This window comes from Anaerocolumna sedimenticola, assembly GCF_009931695.1.
GTDB classification, from domain to species: Bacteria; Bacillota; Clostridia; order Lachnospirales; family Lachnospiraceae; genus Anaerocolumna; species Anaerocolumna sedimenticola.
Genome location: NZ_CP048000.1, coordinates 123,500 through 145,593 on the forward strand (window position 1 = coordinate 123,500; position 22,094 = coordinate 145,593).

Here is a 22,094-nt window from a genome sequence, read left to right on the forward strand (position 1 = left end):
CTGTAAACTCTATTTCAATTCATTAATCCGTTCTCACATTATAGGCTTTAGACGCCTTTCCGTTTACAATATCCTCTTCTTTTTCCAGCCCAAAATAATAATTTAATATATCCTTCCCAACCCCCACCGCATTTCCCGAGGCGTATCCGTTGGCGATTCGGACGGCAATCGTTATCTTAGGATTGTCCGCCGGCGCATAACACACAAATAGTGCATGGTCCGGCCGCACTTTCGATTCCTGCGCAGTTCCCGTTTTTCCCGCAATATCTATCCTCAAATCCTTTAACACCTCATTACTGTCAGCAAATTGCTGCATTCCCTGATTCACTACATTCCAGATATCATCCGAAAGCTTTATATGGTTCTGTATTTCAATTTCTTTTTTTACGACATCGGTAGAATTTGAATTTTTTATTTCCTCGATCAAAGAGAGTTTATAACTGAACCCTTTTGCAGCCAAGGTATTCACGTATCTTGCTAACTGCACGGTAGTATAGTTATGGGTACCCTGTCCGATTGCAGACGGAATTGCATATCTGTCCGAAATAGCGGGTTCACTTTCAGTTATTTCAATACCCGATTTTGTGTCCAGTCCAAATAAGCTTGCATATTCCTTAAGAAAGTCCAGTGCCTGCGGATCGGAAAAATTCATTCTTCCTTTCATTCCTAACCTGTATGATATATCACACAAATAATCATTGCAGGAGTTCTTAATTGCTGCTGCCGGATTTACTATCTCCTGGTGCCCAAAACGTTTCCAGCACCTTAAGGGAGGTATCACTTTGTCGAAGATTCCGTCACAGAAAATTGACGTATATGGGTTATCACCTGCTCTTTCAGACCCGCTATGATGGTAATTGGCTTAAACGTGGACCCCGGAGCCGTAAGCTGCTGCGTTGCACGGTTGTAAAACGGCATGGATAAATCCTTATAAAGCTTATTATAATACCCGGTATCCATCTGATTAGCCAGACGGTTATTATCATAACCCGGATAAGTAACACAGGCTAATACCTTTCCCGTACCTGCCTCTACAACAACAGCCGAACCGGAATAAGGATCCAGAGCAAGCTGGTTTGGTGTTATTTCAAGATTTCTTATTTTCTCTAACAGGAAAGAATAAGCACTGAGGTGATTATTTATCAGCTCATCATAATCCTTATCCTTTTTGGATAGTACGTCCTGTTCATATAAAAGTCTGCAGATATCCTGACCGGATATCACATCCCTTAGCAGTAAGTATTTAATAACTATTTTGTCAAATTCCGTATTCTGTTTTGACTCTTTCTTAATCTCTTCAGCAATCACATGGTATGTTTCTTCCATGGTAAAATACTTGCCGCTTGAAGATAGTTTCTCTGTATCAATCCAGCCTGATTCAAGGGCATGGGCGAAAAACTCTTTCATGGTAATGTCCTTTTTCTCGGCCCAGGATATATAAACGGTATCTTTTTTATCAACAACGGTATCATTTATTATATCAAGTTTGCTTGTGATAAATTTTTCATATTCCTGCAATTCCGGTGATAAATCTTTAAGTGGAAGTTTCCCTTCCGTAAATTCCTTGGTAATAAGATTCATTACCGTTTCTTTTTCTTTAAGCAGTTTTTTATATATATTTTTCTCAAACTCTGTGGCTGTTTTAGAATTTAGGTGCTTTAAATCAATAATCTCATTGTTCACCAGAGCAAAATATACATCATAAATCGGTATTTTAATATCCGAAGCGTCTTTCACGCTCTTTTTATCAAATTCTTTGGCATTAATGATGTTACCGAGTAAGATCCCCGCAATGTGCTGTTCCAGTATTTTATATACAACTGTTTGCAGCTCCATATCAATGCTTAAATAAACATCCTTTCCAGGAACCGGTTTTTCGCTGTCCTCTGCCTTTTTTGTAAACTTTCCCGAATCATTTACGTAACCATTAGAAATCCCGTCTTTCCCCTTTAGAGTATCTTCCATATATTGTTCAATCCCGGTTTTACCTACCACTGACTCCATAGTGTAATCCGAATCTTTATCTTTTAAACGATCCAGTTCCTCCGATGAAATCTTCCCTGTATATCCCAAAATATGCGCAAACGCTTCCCCTCCGTCATAGATACGTAACCACTCCTGGCCAATATCGGCTCCCGGCAGCTCGCTGCTGTTTTCCTTTACATAAACTACTGTTTTTTCAGAAACATCTTTCGAAGCAGTGATCGGTAAATACTTTTGAAAAGTGTTTAGTGATAACATATATCGTAACCCTAAGATTCCCAATGTTTCTTCTTTACTGTAATGTTTTTTTAAACCATATCTACTTAATTCCTCCTGAGTATATTCTATTGCTTTCTCACCATATAGAGAAAATTTGTTATCACTTTCCAGATATTTTATCATATCCTCCGCAGTTGCAGCCTTTTCTGCCTCGGTTAAATCTTCTGTTTTCGCTTTTCCGTATACATCTGCTTTAAACCGGTTTAACCTAACACCCTCCACAGTAAATTCATAGTTTCCATCTGCATTAAGGCTAATTATTAAGTCATTATTCAGTTCCTCTTTGTTTATCTTCAGTATTGTTATAAGCTTATAGGCTACACTATTCAGGGTAAGCTGCCGTATCCGGTTTGTTTTGTAATCACCTGTATCTTTTAAGGTTACCGTATAAGCCAACCGGTTATATGCCAATGGTTTTCCGTTACGGTCATAAATATTTCCTCTGGTGCTTTTTCTATAATCTGCTTTTCGGTTTTCAGGACAGGACTATCCGCATCGTTTGTTCCATTCAGTATTTGCAGCTGATACAATCTCCCGATCAAAATCAGAAACATAACCGCCATAACCCCGGTCACTACACTTAATCTTATTATTCCGATATTATGTTTCACTTAAATAACCATGCCTTTCTCACAACCTGCAAACTTTGAACCGCAGGCGTAAATGTTGCCCACTGCCATTCCTTTTTAGTCCTTTGCAAGAATTATTCTTTATCTGAAAAATACTCTTCAAGTACCGCCGTATCTTTTTTAACCACAAAAGAACTTCCGCCCCGGTTTTTAACGTCTTCCACCATACTCATAAGCAGGATTGGGTTACCTGCCCCCGCATCCTCCGTAAATATGCCAAACCATCCAAGTTCTGTTCCGTTGGTATCTTCCTTGGAGGTTTTAATCTCTGCGGTTCCGGTTTTTCCGGCTAACTTCACATCATTTTGATGAGCGGCATATCCGGTACCATTCGTACTATTGATTACTTTGTCCATAGCATTTTTTACTCTGTTTGCCACTTCCGTTGAAAATACCTGCTTTAGCCAGATTTCCGGTTCCGGATTCTCTTTATATCTTAGATAGGGTTTGATAACATTTCCCTCATTGGCAAAAACCGTATACAAAGCCGCCAGATGGAGAGGATTGATTAAAATCTGTCCCTGTCCGTAACCGCTGTCTGCAAGCTGTATTTCTGTTTCTATCTTTTGACTGTTGGAATAACTGGATTGTGACATGGATATTTCAAACGGCAGCTTCTGATTAAATCCCAGCCGATCCAGTCCCTTTTCCAGATTATCCGCTCCGATCTTTAGCGCGGCTTTTGCAAAGTAGATATTGTCAGAATGGATTAAAGCATTCTCGAAAATAACAGGCGCATAGGTATGAAGCGTGGTTACATAATAACCTCCCCAGCTTTTATCTTTCTGCCAGCTGTCTCCTACGTTGCCATAATCTTCACCCGGGTCAATTGCGCCTGTGGATAACCCGATGGCCCCAATTAAGGGCTTAAAGGTAGAGCCCGGACACCAGGTCTGCCGAAATCGGTTGTATAACGGTTTTTTCTTATTCTTGTTAAGCTGATTCCACTGCTTCGTTGACATTCCCAGAATAAAATCATTATTGTCAAAGGCAGGCGTACTGACCAAAGCCAATACTTCCCCCGTAAAAGGATTTATTGCTACAGAACAGCTTTTGTCCTCTTTAAACCTTTCATACAGGTTTTTCTGTAAATTGCCATCTATGGTAAGGGTAATATCCAAACCATCCTTTTTCGGTTGGGAAACCAGAATCTCCTTTACTTCTCCCCCAGAACCCAGAATATCAATTTCATATCCGTTCTGTCCTTTTAATTCTTTTTCATAAAGACTTTCCACTCCGCTTCTGCCGATCAGACTGTTGCTGTTATAACCTTCCTCCTTATGTTTTTCCAGATCCTCTGCTGTAACTTTCTGAACATAACCGGTTAAATGGGCTGCTGCGTTGGAAAGAGGATAGACTCTAACTTCCGTATCTGTTATCATAACTCCGGGTATTTCCAGTAGTTCATCCTGCAATTCTTTTTTTTCCAAAGTTTCTTTACTTGGATTATTCGTCAGTAATTCTGCCTCATCCAATTTCTCCATTGTATTTATGGGAACCAAAGAATCTTTCTTTACCCATTTTGCACTTAGACTTTTATTGATGCTTTCTTTTGTAATATTCAATAGGGAAGCTAATTTACTAATATCCTTACCGGTATCCTGATTCATCTTACCCGGAACCAATCCAACTAAGGAAGCTGTTCCCGGTCCTGCTAATACTTTTTTATTCCGGTCTAAAATGTTCCCTCTTTTAGCCGGATGTAAAGATACCCTAACCTTATCGTTAGATGTAAGTGCTGGAAAAATCAAACTGTCATCCCAGGAAAGCGCATAATCGGATTCTTTTTCTTTTGTAAATACCGCTTGGTTTTCAAATTCTATTTTACCGGCGATACTGTCTAAACTCATGTGGTAGGATATCATTGTCTCATTATTTTGGTCTTTATTCCTGTCCGTTATTTTTATTTTAATATTTTTTGCTTCAATCCCCTCATATATCTTTTGATTTCTGCTTACAAAGCTTTCAAGGGAATTATTCATTTTACTTTGCTCATTTAACATGGAATACATTTTTTCATACTCTTTTCTTTCAATACAAGATATGTATTGCATAAATAAAGCATCTGGCAGAAGTTGTTTCTCAGTCTTCTGTCCTATCCGAATATTTCCTATTTTCAAATCTGTTGAATTGTACAATATCATGATGATTAAAAACATCCCTCCGGCTGTTATAGCCAATACCAAACTGCAAATAAAATATAATATATATTTTTTATTCTTTTATTTTTTTCTTTCTTTTCATAAAACTGCCTCCTTAATCTTACGCTTGTAGGATTTTAATCCAAAAAAATAATAGCTATCTGCAAATTCATTTCCTTTGTTTAAGATGATTTTTATTATCTTACACCTGTAAGAATTAAAAGTCAAGTATATAAATACAGCTCTTAATTTACTCTTGTAATTGGATTGTCAATCAGTATAATAAATTATATACAATTGAGAAAGAATTTAAGAAATAGTCTCGCTAAGAACATGCGAGCCAAAACCTCGGATACGGGGCTTGAGAAGAATAGCAATAGCAGCTATTCTTCTTGATTTATGCCCAAAGGGCATGGTGTTAGTTGAAAAAAATCAAAAAAATAGAAAGGGTGCCACATAATAACCTTTGAAACATGTTTCACAGGTTATTATGTGGCTGTAATATATCTGCCTGCAGATGTATTATGCGAGGGTTTTAGAATGACAACAGAAATATATTTAGTCAGACATGGTGAGACAGATTGGAACAAAGAAGGAAAATTTCAGGGATGCACCGATATAAATTTATCGAAAGAAGGAACTCAACAGGCTCATCTCTTAAAAGAGGTATTCAACAATAATTTTGATTACATCTATACCAGCCCTTTAAGCAGAGCGGTACAAACGGCTGAAATTCTTTGTGAAAACCATAAGGAGATAAATCCGGTAATCGTACCGGATTTAAGGGAAATTAATTTTGGAGCCTGGGAAGGCCTTACAATCAAACAAATCAGGGAGCAATACCCTGCAGAATATCAGGCATGGAGAACAGATGAAGAATATGCCAATCTGATCGGCGGAGATTTAACTTTACGCAATGCCAGTAACAGAGCGAAAGACGCTATCTTAAAACTGGCGGATAAACATACCGGTAAAAAAACAGTATTTGTTGCCCATGGCGGTATTTTAAAAGCTGCATTAATCGGGATCTTTGACTGGAAAATGACGATGTATCACCGCTTCTTCCTGGGTAATACTTCTGTAACTAAGATTTCTATTGGGAACAGTCAGGTACCTATACTGATTAAATTAAATGATACAAGCCATTTACCTGACGAATATTATCCGGCTTAGCCTATGATGTTTCATATAGTTCATTCGTAACGCGCTCTCGCTTGGATGAAGTACGTAATGGTACATAAGGCTCTAAAATACAGGCCCTAAGTACCAACGACTTCATACATTTACTCATTAAACTATATGAAACATCATGCTAATGAATAGTTATAGATGTACAAATAGACGAAAGTAAATGATTCCTATGGCTTTTGCCGGGCGAATTATATTATTAATTGTTTTAGGCCCACAACAACAGGAATATCCCTGCCAGGAAGCTTAATAGATTTGCAGTAAACGCATATAAAGCCCGTCTGGTCTTACTGTATTCCTTTAAAAGGAGTGAAAAAGCCAGCATTTCAACTAAAAAGATGATTATTTCAACAGGTATAAGAATAAAGTAACCGGATAAATGGCCCTCTTTTTGTATCATCTGCCCCACTGATGCTGTAAGTAAAATCTGGGTTAATACATTAATTATGAGGAACGGCTTTAAATTTTTCCTGAGACTGAAACCAAATAATAAGAGAACAAATCCTTCAATAAGAAGTGTAGGTAAACAGGTTAATAAGAATTCTCTGATATAAGAAAATGTAATTTTCTCTGTAGTTATCTCTCCGGTATTATAATCAAAATATACCTTATAATTAAACATATCTCTATGTATTTCCTGGGAGACCATGGAATGATTATCTGGTGTAATTATTATGATTTTAAAATCATCCGGTACACCCACATAACTGAAAGTATGGATCATGACGTCTGATTCCTTGTCTCCGGTTAATTTACCATGCATAGGGATTCTGGTGCCCTGTGTTAACCCGGGATGCCATCCATCGACATCATAGGATTCCAAAAGGGCAAGCTTATTCTGATCGAAGCTTGCCCTATCCATATCAAGATTATCATAAGAACGTTCCTCTTTAACTAATAAATCCAGATAATATTCCTTATTCGGCGGATTTTTTACAATTACCGTTATCTGTGGTTTAGGTCCCATATCTGCTTTTGCCGTTAATGGGAATACCATAAAGAATAATAAAAAAAACGCTATAAAATAAATGCTTCTACTTTTAAGAACCGCCATACTTATTCCCCCTCAATTGATAAATATGACATAAAAACAGCTGCTTTTATCAACTGATTTCTTCTATAATTACCTGTTCCAGGGTACGTTTAGGAACATGGTGTACCTGGTTTTCATCTCTCCAATACTTTATATCTCCGTTTTCATTAATATCTTCAATCACTACTTCTTCATTCGGATATCCTAAAGCAATGACTAAGGCTATTTCAAAATCTTCGCTTATCTTGAGTAATGTTTTTAACTGCTCCCTTTTAAAATTGCCGATATAGCAGCCTCCAAGTCCCATCTCGGCCGCTCCAAGGAAAATACTCTGAGCAGCAATACCCTCATCCATTGTCAGGGCTTTATTAATAGAATTATCTCTAAGCATTATAATATAACCGGCAGGCCGTTCCGTTTCTTCCGGGCCGTCCCAATCTTTTAAATAACCTGCCCATCCTAAATTTTCATATACTTTTTCATTCATTTCTTTCGAGTTAATTAATATATATTTCAATGGCTGGCGGTTAGCACCGCTGGGAGATAATCTGCCAAGGTCGGCAAGTTCTCTTAACTGTTCCATCGTTATCTCTTTATCACCATAAAAACGTCTGTAAGAACGGCTTCGTTTTACTATATCTTTGAACATAATCTGCTCTCCTTATTATCAAATATTACTTAGGTAATTGCGAAACTATATAGTTTTCTGAATATACCATACAATTATTACGAATTTCATAGCTTCGTTGCCTTTAGGGCAAGATTCAGCTCTGAAATTGTATTAATTGCATGACATATAAATACAATATTCTGGTTTCGCAATTACCTAAAATATTACTATAGAAATTAATTACATAACAATTCACATTCGGCAGCCAATTTCTCATATCTTCCTTTTGTTTCACTGTCCTTAAAGAATACCGGAAACGTCAGATTATAATTTCCCCATACTGTACAGGGAAACCTGGTAAAATAAAAAGAACAAAACAACAATTCGTCCATGGTTATATCCAACAGGAAATCTAACAATTCTGAATTCAACCCAATATAAATCTTATCCGGCCAATTATATTTTTTAAAGATATCTAAATTTTCCTTTGACAGAGCTTTAAGAAAACCGTTTCTTTGTTCTATGGACAGATTAGGATAATAAAAATCTGCATATACCTCTGCCTCACCATTCCGATTTAAGGCTTTATGCATAAATGCCTTAAAACCTTTCCTATCTCCTTTTAAAATAAAATACTCTCTGTTTGCAAATCCCTCTTCTACATTTTTTAGCAATACGGCATTCTTATTCAACAGCTCTTTTTCTGTGATGGAAAGGATTTGTATTCCGGATATAATATTTTTATTGTTGTTGGGTGACATTACCATAAACTTAATCTCCGTTACAAATTTATTTATCTGTTAACGTTATCGTTTTTATAATTCTTCTATGTAAGCCGGTGCATGGAAAGATTGTCTTGCTATTATATCTGACAGCATTCCGTTATATTCATCCACCCTTAGAATAACTACTTCATTGGATTCCTGATTGGCGATGAAAAGCCCGGTATCATCCTTAGTCAGTGCTATATGTCTCGGGCATTTTCCGCCACAGCTGATATCCTGAATTTTATTTAACGTACCGTCTGTATTTATGTCATATACGGCAATGGTATCAGCACCGCGGTTAGCAGCATATAAAAATCTTCCGTCTTTAGAGATATCCAGCCCGGAGCCGGAACTTTCACCGGTAAATCCATCAGGAAGTGTACTAATCTTCTGAAGCATGGTAAGTTTTGGATTACCATTCTCTTTTTCATATAAAAATGTATATATTTCGTTGGAATATTCCGTAATAAGATAGAGATAATTTAGCAAAGGATGAAATTTGATATGCCTTGGACCTATCCCTTTATCCAATTGCACATATTCACAGTTTGTATTTGGTTTTAAGGCACCGTCCACCGTGTCATAAATATAAATCCGGTCTAAGGCTATATTAGTAATAAATACCCGGGAGCCATCCGGTTCCAATACGGAGCAATGGGCTCTTGTAAGCTCCCCTGGTTTTTCCGGCTGTATTTGAAAGAAATTCAGAACTTTAGTAAAATGATAATTGTCTACTTTAATTGCGGCAACATGTCCGGTTTCATAAAATGAAGCATATAAAACCTGGCCCGCCGGTTGATAGGAGATATGGCAAAGGGCTCCGCCCTCTAAATTCAGTACATCCCGCAGTATGTATTTCTCATCCTGTCTTTGGTAGCATAATACGGAGCCGCTGACGCCTTCTTCCCGGATGCCAAAACAAATATCATGATATGTACATAAAAAAGATGGAGCAGTAACGGTATCTTCCCACAATACCTTATTAAATTCCAGCTGGTTAGTCATTTCATATAATGCGATTGATGCTTCCTGTAAATTGCCAGGTCCATATCCAGAGATTAATAATTCTCTTGTCTTATTATCTTTCATCTTGATCCTCCATTCAAAGCTGATATACACATTCACGCTGGTTATTTTTTTAACCTTTCTCTTTTCGCAGCACGCAAAAATTGCCTGCTTAAATAACCGTAAACGATGACTTGTCCCTATAATCACAATATTATAGTTATCTGCTTTCTTTGTTTTATTATCTAGTGTACCGATCCGTTGATGTCTGTATCAATTGACCAAATGATTTTTCAGTCTGCAAGGCGGAGGAGGGAGCTGTAGCGGTGGCTACTTTGACCGGCGACAACGAAGCGGATGAAAATTCAGGCAAGCAATTGGAGTGGATATCAGCTTGCCGGCAACACTACTTTATAATCTCTGATAATTATTTCAGGATAAGTCTCTATTACCTATTTTAACTCTCAATTCCTATATTGGCAATCTTTTACTTCATGAAAATAGAAATATTTCCACCATTTTTATAATAAGGTATCAAGCAAAAGAATTAATTTGTATTAGGGTTCCATAATAATACATTATATGACAAATAAAGCAAAAAAGACTGTTACAAAATTTGCAACAGCCTTTTAATTACTGCACTCATTATGATAAAATACTCAAAACTTCATATACCTCTTTCAAGGTACTTTTTTTACTGACATTCTCAGCCAAAGTAATTGCATTCTCATATGATGAGTTTCTGATTATATATTTTATATTAGGTATTTCTTTCCCTGCCATACTGAATTCATCCAGTCCTAATCCAAGCAATAATAATACTGCTTTTTCATCACTGGCAAACTCCCCGCACATTCCTGCTTTAATGTGGTTATCATGAGCTGCTTTAATAACTTTTTTTATACTTCGGATGACTGATGGGTGAAAGGAATTATACATCCCTGAAATTTTTTTATTCCCTCTGTCAACTGCAAGCATATACTGGGTTAAATCATTCGTCCCAATACTAAAGAAGTCTACTTCTTTTGCAAAATCCTCCGCTAACAATACAGATGCAGGGGTCTCAATCATCATTCCAACTTCTATCTTATGATCCCAGGTTATATTAAGATTATTTAGTTCCTCCTGGCATTCCTTTAATATTTCTTTTGCCATACGCAGTTCTTCTAAGGATATGATCATCGGAAACATAATACGGATATTTCCATACGTACTGGCCCGCAAAATTGCCCGTAACTGAGTCTTAAACATATCTTTTAATTCCAGGGAAATACGAATGGCCCGCCAGCCTAAGAATGGATTATCTTCTTTCTCGAACTGGTAATAAGATAAATTTTTATCTCCGCCGATATCAAGGGTTCTAATGGTCAGTTCTTTACCGCAAAGCAAAGCTGCCTCTTTATATACCAGAAACTGTTCTTCCTCCGTAGGAAAATGTGTATTTTCCATATAAAGAAATTCACTTCGGAATAGACCGACGCCATCTATATGATATTGGACAGCATTTTTAATATCCTGTAAATTACCGGCATTGGCACATAGGATAACACTTTTACCATCTTTCGTTTTTGCAGGAAAGTTACCTTGTTTCGTTAATTCCATCTGCCTTTTCTCATATTCCAAACTAAGATTATGATATTTATTTATGGTATCGGAATCCGGATCGATTATAATAACTCCGTTTCCTGCGTCTAAGATAACCCTATCCCCCGCTTTTACTTCTTTTAATATATCCCCGCTCCCACTAAAGCCGGGATCCCAAGTCCTTTAGCCATTATGGATACATGGCTGGTAACTCCGCCGTCCCTTGTAATAAAACCAAGAATATATTTTAGATTAAGTTTCGCTGTATCAGAGGGAGATAAATCTTCGGCTACTAATATAACCGGTTCATTAATCTTTTCAAATGGATTTGAGATACTTCCCTGAAGGGAACTTAACAGCCGATTTCGTATATCTTTCAGATCGGCAGCCCGCTCGCGCATATATTCATCTTCCAAAGCTTCAAACATCTGAATAAACTCTTCTGCGGCTGTTTCTAAAGCAAACTCTGCGTTATACTTATCTTCTTTGATTTTTGATGTAATACTGTCATAAAGGGTAATATCTTTTACCATTTCCAGATGTGCGCCAAAAATTGGATTGGTTTTGGCTAACGGGATAAGTTCTTCTTTTACCTTGGTAACTGCGGCTTCCAACCGGACTATTTCTTTCTGGACATCTTCCTCCGTAATGGAAGCAGTATTAACCTTAAATTCTTTTTTTTGAACGAGATATACTTTCCCTATGACAATACCTTTCGAAGCAGTTTTATCAACTTTTAAAACTTTCATGTCCGCCCTCCCTTACACCAAAACATTTATTTCCTTACTCTCCCAGTCCGCTGTGTATAGCGTCCAGAATTTTCTTTAAATCCTCTTCCTCCGTTTCACCGTTACATTCTACCGTAATCTCCGTACCGCAGCGGATTGCAGCGGCCATTAACATCAATATGCTTTTGGGATTAACTCTTTTTTCCCCCACCTGAATCACAACATCGGATGAACACTTAGAAGCTACCTGTACCAGCTCACCTGCGGGCCTGGCGTGAATCCCTGATTTATTTGTCACCGTAATTTTCTGACTTACCATACTGTTCTCCTCGCTATAAAACTATATTCCAGATAATTGTGAAAATCTACTATTGTATCTATATACCATACAATGAATACAATTTCAGAGCTGAATCTTGCCCAGAGGGCAACTGAAGCTATGGAATTCGTATATTTGTATAATATATTGAATAAATAAATAGTTTTGCAATTACCTTAAACTACACTCCAAAATGTTCAAATAAAATCTTTTCAGCCTCAATATTCCATAATCCCTTATGGGCTTTGCAGGAATCGGATAACTTCTTATATAGAGGATCCGTTTTTCCTAACTCTTCAAAATCATCCAAAGCAGTTAGAGGCATATTAAACTGAGTATAAGTTAATTTTTTGCCTCCCGGAATTTTAGGAAGGTTCATCGTTGCTTCTGCTATGCTGTCTATACCACCTACGTGGGTAACCATAACCGCCGGTTCAATCAATCCTTTTGATGCCAAATCAATCGCTTCCACCAGATCGTCCGTATTTCCTCCGGTGGTACCCAGTAAATGGGTACTGGTATAATGAGTATTATATAAATTAATTTCAGCCTTAAACTGGTTATCTGTCGGTCCTGCAAAGAAATTCATACAACCGTCAAATGCCAACAGGGCATCTCCCATTTCCGCAACCTCTTTTATGGGTACGTAGACAAATACATCATCATACCCATGGTCCTCAGTTAGTTCCATTAATTCCTCTATGGGATTTTCCATAGCTGCCGTATTGGCATATATTAATTCAATTCCTTTTTCTGCTGCTGTTTCCTCAGAGATGACTTCCCTGGCTCTTTTAATTCTGTCATCACTGATATCTGTTACCACGATACGTTTTGGTTTATTGTCTATATATAAGCCATAACTTACCGCACCAAGCCCCATCGGACCGCAGCCGCCCATAATTAAGATATTTCCGCCTGCTTTGGTTCCCATAGCATGATTATAATTTTGTTTATTGGTGTGGTAATTGGCATGATAGCCACCAATAATACAGCTCATCGGTTCACCTAAGGACGCTTCAAAATAACTTTCCCCGTCATAATTTAACAGACAGCCAAGCTCCATAACCTCCTGGGGTATTATGCAATAGGTACATGCACCGCCGAAAAATTCGTAAGAATATCCCGGGGAAGCCAAACTTCCTTTATAATTAAGCGCCGGCTGAAGGGCGAATTTCTGACCCGGTTTAAACTGGTTCTGCCATTTTGCACCCACCTTTACAATATCACCACCGAATTCATGTCCGATGATAATAGGGTTCGTGTCAATGTTTTGCGGAGCTCTCTTATGCTTCTTTCCCTGTTTTACTAATTTATAGGTAGACATACAGATACTGTCACTGATTACTTTTACTAATATTTCATCCTCTTTAATTTCCGGTAGTTCAAATTCTTCTAATCTTAAATCATCCATTCCATACATTCTGACTGCTTTTGATTTCATATTTTCCTCTCATTCTGCCGTAGGCTGTGGAATAAAATTCTTTCCCTTTCTGATTTTGGGTATAAAAATTAAAGGGTGAGAATTTTACATTTTTTACTCTCGTCCGACTGTTATTTCATATTTACTAATTGAGTTTTAACTTTGACTTTAATCTTACTGTTTTAACAAGCCTAAAATCATAACTCTATTACTTCAACCTTTTTCATTAACTCATCCACTAGTTCTCTTTTCGGTGGTTTAGTGCCTTTGGTTGTTACTGCCCCCGCCGAAGTAGCCAATCCTAATTTGGAACATTCTGCTAAGTCAAGTCCCTGATCTAATCCGTAAGCAAGTGCCGCAACCATGGCATCCCCTGCTCCGACGGTGGAATGGGCTTCCACTTTTAATCCCGGGCATTTTATTACCTTATCAGCTGTTAAAAATAATGCGCCCATCTGTCCAAGGGAAATGGCAGCCATTCGGATACCTTTCTCAATCAACTGCTTTCCCATCTTAACAAGTTCTTTTTCATCAGCACGGTAATCCATATGAAAATACTCTTCCAACTCAGCTCTGTTTGGTTTTATATAATCAGGGCTTGCTTCTAACGAATGTATGAATAGCTCTCCGTCAGCATCTAAAAATACCTTTGCACCTTTTGCTTTCACCTTTTGAATCAGGTCATGGTATACTGTCTTACTGACTCCATTAGGTATGCTTCCTGCCATAATGAACAGGGTATTCTCGTTCGCATAACTGATTAGCTTCTGTGTTAATTGCTCCAATTCCTCTTCACTGACCACAGGACCCGGTTCATTCAACTCCGTAACAAAACCATTTGATTCTAATACTTTCATATTCGTTCTGATTTCATTTTTAATTTCAACAAAATCAAATTTAATTCCCTGTTCTCTTAAGGCTTTTTCGATAAGGCTTCCTCCGCTTCCGCCTATAAAACCGGTTGCTATGGAGTCACCGCCAAGCTCTTTAATGGTTTTGGATACATTGATACCCTTTCCACCCACATCCATAATAACATTTTTCAATCGGTTTAAGCTGCCCCGTTCCAATTGTTCTAACTCAACAGTCTTATCAATCGCCGGATTCATTGTCACCGTTATAATCATGAAATCACTCCTTACCGGTAAATAAATTGTAGATTTCATCTACACTGCTTGTTCTTAAGTTATCTACTGCTTCGGGAGCGGATAATATATCCGCTATGTTAGCTAACACTTCCAGATGTTCATCCCCAACCCCTGCAATACCGATTACTACATATACCATTTCATCTTTCCACATGGTACCTTCCGGAAATATCATAACAGCAATGCCGGATTTTTTAATATCCTTTTTTGCTTCCTCCACACCATGAGGCAATGCGATTCCATTCCCGATATTGGTAGAGAACGATAACTCTCTTTTTAACATGGCATCTATATAATTTTCATCTACATAACCGCTTTCATATAATAAGCGGCCGACTTCACGTATCACATCTTCTTTGGGTTTTGCTTTACAACCTAGTACTATATTTGTTTTTTGTAATAATTCCATTTTATCTATGTCCTTTCTATTAAACCTGTCAACTGGCTGCTATACGGCTGCCCATGGCTGCCGTTAATGGCGCATGTAACTCCGGAGAAATATGATAATAAAACTCCTCTGGCTTTATAATCCTATTTCAAAACTGCTTTGCAGTTTCTTTTTCATACTTCTATTATAATCTTACTTACCTTCAAATTTCAATTTATACAAAAATGAGTTTGACACTATCAGTTAGCGCCATTTCTAAACTTTTTTCCTCCACATTCTGGTATTTCTGTTTTTCAGACCTGATCCAAATACTGATTAAAGTAATTCTTTAGTTCTTTAGTAATGTAATTAAGAATTTTCTCTTTATCACCCAGAAAAATAAATTTTAAGAATTCGCTATCCTCAATTAATTTGCTGCTTAAATAACCCATAATGCTGCTATTTTCACCGGTATGTTCATCATCCGGGATCAGCATGATAATGACAGCGTGGATATTTTGAAAAAACGGATCCTCAAATTTCGTTAATTCTTTGGTCACACAGACAGAAAAACTGGGTTTTACTACACCTTTGGTACGTGTATGGAGCAGTGCAAAGTCATATTCCGGGATAATCTGGGATGCAATTTTTTCTCTCCTTCTTATATCCTCCTGAATGAGAAGCCTTTTATCATTGTACGGAGATAATTTTTCCGTAACTGCAACCAGTAACTCTTCAAAAGTAATAAAACTGCTTACTTTAAAAAGCGAAAAATCCTTCAGTATAGATTTGATCTGAGTAGCTGTGAAATTAACCAGTTCCAGCTGTTTCGAAAAATCTCTATCAGCTGTTACTGTTTTCGGAGTTTTTGCATACAATCTTACTTTTGCTTCAATCTGCTCTAAGTCAGAATCAATTAGCAAAGGACTGACTCTTACAATATCAGCATTGATCTCATCCAATCGAATACTGGATATTAAGAAATCCAATTTATTTATCACCGGCGCCGTTAAGTCTTCCTTGCCATAAGTTACAATTTCAGCTCTATCTTTTAAATGGCGCTTCAATTTTGTATGCATCAGCCTGGAAATACCGATTCCGCTGGCACATACAATTCCTATATCCACCTTTCGCTTACTTTCTTTCTGATTTTCAAGGCGCACTCCGGCAGCACCAAAATGCATGGCTAAAAATCCGATTTCTTCCTCCGGTACTTTATATCCATATCTATTGGTAATTAAACTTCCCACTTTCAGGCATTTTTTAAAAATGTCCGGATAAGTATCTTTTATCTCCTGTAAAAGCGGATTTGATATGGTCATATGGTTTTTAAGCCGTATAAAAGTCGGCTGTAAATGCGCAAGCAACCCGAAAATAAATTCCTCGTCCTGCTTAAGTTCATATGCCATGTTCTCATCATAAACATCGATCATATCATTAATAAAATTTAAGATTTCTTCCCGTTCATTCAGGTTTTCTATCTCTAATCCATCATCAATATATTGCAATTTAGATCCTTTAATATGCAGCAGCATATAAGCAATTTCAATATCAGGAATTTCAATTTGAAACTCCTCTTCTAATGAATTGGCTATATGCAGCGCCAGATCGTAATCTTCGTCCTTACTTAATTTTTCTTCCAGTTCCTTATTAGGTTCTATGATTTCCTTTTGCAGTATCCGGTTAACCGCTATGGTAACATGAAGAATTAATCCAATATAGGAATTCTCCGTTAATCTTAATAATCTCTTATCCCGGATACTGTTAAAACAGGTAATAACCTGCTTTAATACATCATTATTAATAAGATTATAAATGTTTTTTCCTTCTTTATCACGGATTAAGTCCAATATGGACCGTTCATTACCGTCAGAGAGGTTTTTCATAACCTTACTATCCATATTTTCATCAATAAATTTTCTGACCGCCAAACGGTAATTTTTTTCACTGCCTTCTAAGGCAACTCCATATCCTTGCTTTCTGATTATTTTTAAATCAAACTGATGAAACCATGTTTCAATTGCTTCCATATCATTACTTATGGTCGCTTCACTGACTCCGAATATATTTCCGTAGTAATATAACTTTTTGGGAGATCTGTCCTTTAATATTTCTAATATTAATCTTTTTCTTCTCTCTTCTTTATCTCCGGAATCAAGTACGTCCTCTTCCTTTAATAAATTGAGTAAATTCTTTTTATCCGATTCTTCTCCTTCCAGCCAGATACCGGTACCCGTCTTCGTCTGCAGAGATACATGGTATTTTTTTAAGGAACTGCCGATATACTCCAGCTCTCTTTGTACTGTCCTTTTGCTGACTTTTATTTCATCAGCCAGTTTCTTAACTGATACAACCTGATCTTCCTGTAATAAAAGAAGCAATATCTGACGAAGCCGCGGTGAAAAATTCATAACCTTATCCCTCCTTTTTCTAATATTATATTAGGTAATTGCGAAACTCACATATTGTATCTATATACCATGCAATTAATACAATTTCAAAGCTGATTTTGCCCATAGGGCAACTGAAGCTCTGAAAGTAGTGCAAATAGGGGTATTGCCTATAGCAATAACCCCTTTCGCACGACTAATTCTTTATTTTGTCTGCTTTAACTCTTCTACTAAAATGTCATATTCCGGTGCCGAAAGAAAGTTTTTAATTAAAACCAATTTCGCATTTGGATTACTGTGGGCTGCACGTTCTCCCAATTCCGCATGGGTTACTACGATCTCAGCATCCTGCGGTATACTTGACACGGATGCATGAACTACATTAATGTGTCCGAGTCCGGCTGCTGCCAGCTTTTTACGAAGCACTGTTGCACCCATGGCGCTTGATCCCATACCTGCATCACAGGCGAATACGATGCTTTTAATGTTAACAGTATCTAATTGTTTGGGCTCCGCTACAATACCTTTGGAGGCCATTTTCATTTCTTTTACTTTATCTTTTGCTGTATCAATATCTTCATCTTTTCCAAACATTTTTAACAACGGAACTGCAACAACGCAGGAAACCGCAGTTGCAACCAATACCCCTAAGATAACCGGCAGATATCCTGTCTTTGGTGTCATGGCAAGTACTGCTATAATACTTCCCGGAGAAGCTGCTGAAACTAAACCACCGCCTAATATGCTAAGTGTAAAGATACCGCTTGCTCCACCTGCAATAGCTGCAATTATTAAAGTCGGATTCATTAAAACATAAGGGAAATAAATTTCATGGATACCACCTAAAAAGTGAATAATAATTGCACCTGGGGCGGAACTCCTTGCAGAACCTTTACCTGCAATACAGTAGGCAAGCAGGATTCCAAGTCCCGGACCCGGATTGGCTTCTAATAAAAAGAAGATAGATTTACCTAATTCTTTAGACTGTTCCATACCCATTGGTGATAAGATACCATGATTAACTGCGTTATTTAAGAATAATACTTTTGCTGGCTCAATAAATATACTTGCTAAAGGAAGTAATCCATGGTCAACAAAGAAACCAACACCTGCCTGCATAACGGCATTTAATTGTGTAACAACCGGAGCAATACCTTTTAATGCAAGTAATGCAAGTATCGCACCTATGATACCAAGGGAAAAGTTATTTACAAGCATTTCAAAACCTGCTTTTACTTTTCCTTCTATCAATTTATCAAATTTTTTAAGGATCCAGGCACTAAGGGGACCCATAATCATTGCCCCGAGAAACATAGGAACATCCGAACCAACTATAACACCCATCGTTGCTATTGCACCAATAACTCCGCCTCGATGACCAGCAACAGCACTACCTCCGGTGAAAGCAATTAATAAGGTTAGTAAGGTTGATGACATAGGACCTACCAAAACCGCAAGGTTTTCATTTGGTAACCATCCTGTTGGGATAAATAATGCGGTTATAAACCCCCATGCTATAAATGCCCCAATATTCGGCATAACCATACCGCTTAAAAATCTTCCAAACACTTGAACTTTTTCTTTCATCTCTTACCCTCTCTTCTGAAAATTAATGAACAGTTATTATTATTTTCTGAAGAAATGATTGGCCAATCATCTTCTTAAGATAGTTTTATTATAACGGTAGACACTACCTTATTTCAACTTTAACAAACGTCAATTTGTCGCTATTTAATAATGACATGACTAAATACCAAATTTATTTAGGCAATTTACATAAAAAAGCAAGCGATCGTTACGGTCTTATGCTAATCGCATCAGTTTCAGCTCCATTTTCATTAGAAAAAAGCCTTGTCAAAAAATTGAACCAGGCTTTATTTCTTTTAAACCATATAACTAATACCAATTAAAAGTAAGGAGAGAAGTAAATAAGCCAAAGTGAACAGCATGAGTATCCGAAAGATTACAAAGATAACTTTCCACATCCTTTTGCTTACCGTTTCCCCTGTTGAATCAAAGGTATATTTTTTTATGTCTTTTTTAGTTAGTATAGCAGATAAAATCAGTACAATACTCCAAAGGATATAGATACCGACTTCTACGGGTATGGTCATTGCCGCATAGTTAAACGGCAGCATTTCAAAAACAAATAACCAGGGCACTACTACTGCCACCAAATATACAAAGAAATGGATTACACAGGTAGTTAATCTGAATTCCGAACCATCATTCATCTTCTCATCCTCCTTATGACAGAGTTTTTATTCCAATTAGTTTTATCATAAAATATGGATTATATACAGTATTCATATTAATGATTTGAATGTCAAAAGCCATACAAATACTTTACACTCGTAGATTTGCACATCTATAATTCATCATCACGGAATCAGAATGTAAAATGTGCAAATTGACGGAACCATATAAAAAATTGGTTTTTGACGCTCAAATCATATAATTAGTCTATATCCAGCTGATCCAGTATGTTATTCTCCTCTAATTCCTTAAGGGTTCTCTAAGTCTCACCTCTTGCATTAAAATCTTAAGTATGGGTAATCAGTATCTATATAGTTATTATAATAATATTATTATTTGAATTTACTATTTAATCGTCAGTAATTCCTGATATCCCCACTAAATTACAGATTGTCCCAGAAACAGATATAATGGTTACATTAATTAAAGAATGTTTCACAATCTAAAATGCTAAAAATATAATTATGAAATGTAGTTTTTTTTCTGGGTTGGTGATATAATTGAAAACCGGATGACCGTTCATTCATACGGTTCTTACGTACTGTGCATACCTGCACTTTAACACAAATATGCAAATTGCGTATATTTTGGCGTAAATTACTTAAGAAGGAGACCTTAAAATGCGAAAATACATTTTTATTAGTTTAGGTGGTGCCTTTGGTGCTGTTTTAAGGTATGTGATCAGGAGTATACCAACTCCCTGTTATAACGGAAATATTCCTTTAAATACCTTAATTATTAATATTATCGGAAGCTTCATTCTGGCTTTGGTTTTAACTGGTGCAAATGAAGTTTTTAAATTAGAAGCTGACTTAAAGTTAGGAATTACTACCGGTTTTATTGGAGCTTTCACCACCTTTTCAACCCTATGCAAAGAAACGGTATCCTTACTGTCTAATGGGGCTTATTTATCCGCATTCTCTTATTTAACTCTTTCAGCCATATTAGGTATTACTGCTGCTTATCTCGGAGTAGTTTTGGAAAGCGCTGCTGCCAATATCGTTAATAAAAATAAAAAAAATATAAAAAACACCGTAGATGCAAAGGAGGAGTAATATGGATTTGATATTTGTCGGTATAGGTGGTGCCTTGGGCAGTCTGACAAGGTATCAGGCAGGGAAAATGATTTCCAGAAAATCCGGTATCTCTTTCCCCATCGGTACTTTTCTGATAAATATAACCGGTGCAATACTTTTAGGCATTGTAAGCAGCCTGGACACCGGAAAAAATGTCTATCTGTTATTTGGTGATGGATTTTTAGGTGCTTATACAACTTTTTCAACCTTTATGTATGAAGGCTTTCAACTGTTTCAGGATAATAAAAAACTGAATGCATTGATTTATATTCTAAGTTCCCTGGTCTTAGGAATCCTAGGATATACTCTGGCTTATTACCTGATCTAATGTTTTATATATGGATCCGTCAATTTGTACAATTTAAATTATGATAGCATTATGATAAATATAGTTCATTTGTAACAGACTCACGCTTGGATGAAGTTCGTAGTAAATCGACGGTTCTAAATTATTTGTATGGACTTTGGGCTCGAATCATAGAAATTAATAGAATTAATGAAAAAAGAGGGCTATTGCATTTTAATTTACTGACTTACTTTAGAATATGAGGTATCTTAGGCAAGTAACATTTTTATGGAATATGCAAAGCCCCTTATAGGTAATTTTAAATAAAAAGTTAAAATATATATCTGTGCTAAACGCCAAATAAATGATTTAAAAACGATATACCTGTTTTTGTTCGAAAAATATTTTGTTTTACATTACGTATACCATCCCCAGGTGTCTTATCTTCATCTAAATTAACTAAAAAATCAGCCTCCACCAAAATCTGATAATCCAACCCATCAATGTTCGTATAGGTGTGGTGGTGAGCAATCAGATAACATACCCGCTCTATAAATTCCTGTTCATAACCCAGATTTTCTAACATATCTGCGGCAACGGCAGGACCTTCTAGCTGTTGGTAATGGCCTGCACTGCTATGATATTTTTCTTCACTTACCTTAATGCCGATATCATGTACCACTGCCGTAACTTCCAGGATTTCTCTTGTTTTATCATCAAGGTTTTCCATCTCCCCGATAGCTTTACTATAACCATAAACTTTAATAAAATGGTTAATTCTCTTTATGTCTCCTGAATAATACCGTATCATTGCATTAATAACAGAACCTGTATTTTTCATAATAAAACTCCGTTTAATAATTTATTTAACAGGAATCCAAACTT

General features: G+C 36.8%; 19 protein-coding genes and 1 pseudogene. 3 read left to right on the top strand and 17 right to left on the bottom strand.

From position 1 onward, the window contains the following. Nucleotides 1-22: 22 nt before the first annotated feature. From Ana3638_RS00490 to Ana3638_RS00500, 3 genes and pseudogenes are all read right to left on the bottom strand, one after another. Nucleotides 23-2,673: pseudogene (locus tag Ana3638_RS00490) on the bottom strand (penicillin-binding transpeptidase domain-containing protein). Next, the gene (locus Ana3638_RS00495) at nucleotides 2,643-2,873 is read right to left on the bottom strand and encodes a hypothetical protein (RefSeq protein WP_161836069.1); all 231 of its coding nucleotides are present in this window, start codon (nucleotides 2,871-2,873) and stop codon (nucleotides 2,643-2,645) included. Before Ana3638_RS00495 ends, Ana3638_RS00490 begins: the two are co-directional and overlap by 31 nt. 92 nt (nucleotides 2,874-2,965) lie before the next feature. After that, a complete protein-coding gene (locus Ana3638_RS00500; RefSeq protein WP_246240643.1) occupies nucleotides 2,966-5,035 on the bottom strand; it encodes a penicillin-binding transpeptidase domain-containing protein in 2,070 nt (689 codons plus the stop codon). Nucleotides 5,036-5,572: 537 nt separating this feature from the next. Here Ana3638_RS00500 and Ana3638_RS00505 point away from each other — a divergent pair. Further along, nucleotides 5,573-6,205 (top strand): histidine phosphatase family protein, encoded by a 633-nt coding sequence (locus Ana3638_RS00505; protein ID WP_161836073.1) that lies wholly within the window; start codon nucleotides 5,573-5,575, stop codon nucleotides 6,203-6,205. A 223-nt stretch (nucleotides 6,206-6,428) separates the two neighbouring features. On the opposite strand, the gene Ana3638_RS00510 is transcribed toward Ana3638_RS00505, so the two are convergent. The 13 genes from Ana3638_RS00510 to Ana3638_RS00565 form a co-directional block, all read right to left on the bottom strand. Continuing rightward, the gene (locus tag Ana3638_RS00510; RefSeq protein ID WP_161836075.1) at nucleotides 6,429-7,274 is read right to left on the bottom strand and encodes a hypothetical protein; all 846 of its coding nucleotides are present in this window, start codon (nucleotides 7,272-7,274) and stop codon (nucleotides 6,429-6,431) included. Between the two features lie 49 nt (nucleotides 7,275-7,323). After that, nucleotides 7,324-7,902, bottom strand: a complete 579-nt coding sequence (locus tag Ana3638_RS00515; protein ID WP_161836077.1) for a nitroreductase family protein — start codon at nucleotides 7,900-7,902, stop codon at nucleotides 7,324-7,326. A 197-nt stretch (nucleotides 7,903-8,099) separates the two neighbouring features. Continuing rightward, nucleotides 8,100-8,630: a hypothetical protein gene (locus tag Ana3638_RS00520; RefSeq protein WP_161836079.1), complete on the bottom strand. Its 531-nt coding sequence runs from the start codon at nucleotides 8,628-8,630 to the stop codon at nucleotides 8,100-8,102. Between the two features lie 48 nt (nucleotides 8,631-8,678). Beyond that, nucleotides 8,679-9,719 carry a lactonase family protein gene (locus Ana3638_RS00525; protein ID WP_161836081.1) on the bottom strand — a complete coding sequence of 347 codons (1,041 nt, stop codon included), beginning with the start codon at nucleotides 9,717-9,719 and terminating at the stop codon, nucleotides 8,679-8,681. 561 nt (nucleotides 9,720-10,280) lie between these two features. After that, complete coding sequence (gene ptsP, locus Ana3638_RS24800; protein ID WP_330588004.1) at nucleotides 10,281-11,366, bottom strand: phosphoenolpyruvate--protein phosphotransferase; 1,086 nt, start codon at nucleotides 11,364-11,366, stop codon at nucleotides 10,281-10,283. Then, nucleotides 11,360-11,968, bottom strand: coding sequence for a phosphoenolpyruvate-utilizing N-terminal domain-containing protein (locus Ana3638_RS24805; protein WP_246240646.1), 609 nt, complete (start codon nucleotides 11,966-11,968; stop codon nucleotides 11,360-11,362). Before Ana3638_RS24805 ends, ptsP begins: the two co-directional genes overlap by 7 nt. A 34-nt stretch (nucleotides 11,969-12,002) precedes the next feature. Then, nucleotides 12,003-12,266, bottom strand: a complete 264-nt coding sequence (locus Ana3638_RS00535) for an HPr family phosphocarrier protein (RefSeq protein ID WP_161836083.1) — start codon at nucleotides 12,264-12,266, stop codon at nucleotides 12,003-12,005. A gap of 181 nt (nucleotides 12,267-12,447) precedes the next feature. After that, nucleotides 12,448-13,707: a zinc-binding dehydrogenase gene (locus Ana3638_RS00540; protein ID WP_161836085.1), complete on the bottom strand. Its 1,260-nt coding sequence runs from the start codon at nucleotides 13,705-13,707 to the stop codon at nucleotides 12,448-12,450. Nucleotides 13,708-13,883: 176 nt separating this feature from the next. Further along, nucleotides 13,884-14,813 (bottom strand): 1-phosphofructokinase, encoded by a 930-nt coding sequence (gene pfkB / locus Ana3638_RS00545; RefSeq protein WP_161836087.1) that lies wholly within the window; start codon nucleotides 14,811-14,813, stop codon nucleotides 13,884-13,886. Nucleotides 14,814-14,817: 4 nt separating this feature from the next. Continuing rightward, nucleotides 14,818-15,243, bottom strand: a complete 426-nt coding sequence (locus Ana3638_RS00550; protein ID WP_161836089.1) for a PTS sugar transporter subunit IIA — start codon at nucleotides 15,241-15,243, stop codon at nucleotides 14,818-14,820. Between the two features lie 272 nt (nucleotides 15,244-15,515). Next, nucleotides 15,516-17,612 (bottom strand): BglG family transcription antiterminator, encoded by a 2,097-nt coding sequence (locus tag Ana3638_RS00555; RefSeq protein ID WP_161836091.1) that lies wholly within the window; start codon nucleotides 17,610-17,612, stop codon nucleotides 15,516-15,518. 183 nt (nucleotides 17,613-17,795) lie between these two features. Then, nucleotides 17,796-19,178 carry a PTS mannitol transporter subunit IICB gene (locus Ana3638_RS00560; RefSeq protein WP_161836093.1) on the bottom strand — a complete coding sequence of 461 codons (1,383 nt, stop codon included), beginning with the start codon at nucleotides 19,176-19,178 and terminating at the stop codon, nucleotides 17,796-17,798. Nucleotides 19,179-19,474: 296 nt separating this feature from the next. Next, entirely contained in the window at nucleotides 19,475-19,825 is a 351-nt protein-coding gene (locus tag Ana3638_RS00565; protein ID WP_161836095.1) for a hypothetical protein, read from the bottom strand. Between the two features lie 642 nt (nucleotides 19,826-20,467). Between Ana3638_RS00565 and crcB (Ana3638_RS00570) the strand changes: the two genes are divergently transcribed. Both crcB (Ana3638_RS00570) and crcB (Ana3638_RS00575) read left to right on the top strand, forming a co-directional pair. Beyond that, nucleotides 20,468-20,902, top strand: coding sequence for a fluoride efflux transporter CrcB (gene crcB, locus Ana3638_RS00570; protein ID WP_161836097.1), 435 nt, complete (start codon nucleotides 20,468-20,470; stop codon nucleotides 20,900-20,902). Between the two features lies 1 nt (nucleotide 20,903). Continuing rightward, entirely contained in the window at nucleotides 20,904-21,251 is a 348-nt protein-coding gene (gene crcB, locus Ana3638_RS00575) for a fluoride efflux transporter CrcB (RefSeq protein ID WP_161836099.1), read from the top strand. A gap of 307 nt (nucleotides 21,252-21,558) precedes the next feature. Here the strand turns inward: crcB (Ana3638_RS00575) and Ana3638_RS00580 are convergent, their stop codons facing one another. After that, on the bottom strand, nucleotides 21,559-22,050 hold the full coding sequence (locus Ana3638_RS00580) for an HD domain-containing protein (RefSeq protein WP_161836100.1): 492 nt from the start codon (nucleotides 22,048-22,050) through the stop codon (nucleotides 21,559-21,561). Nucleotides 22,051-22,094: the final 44 nt, after the last annotated feature.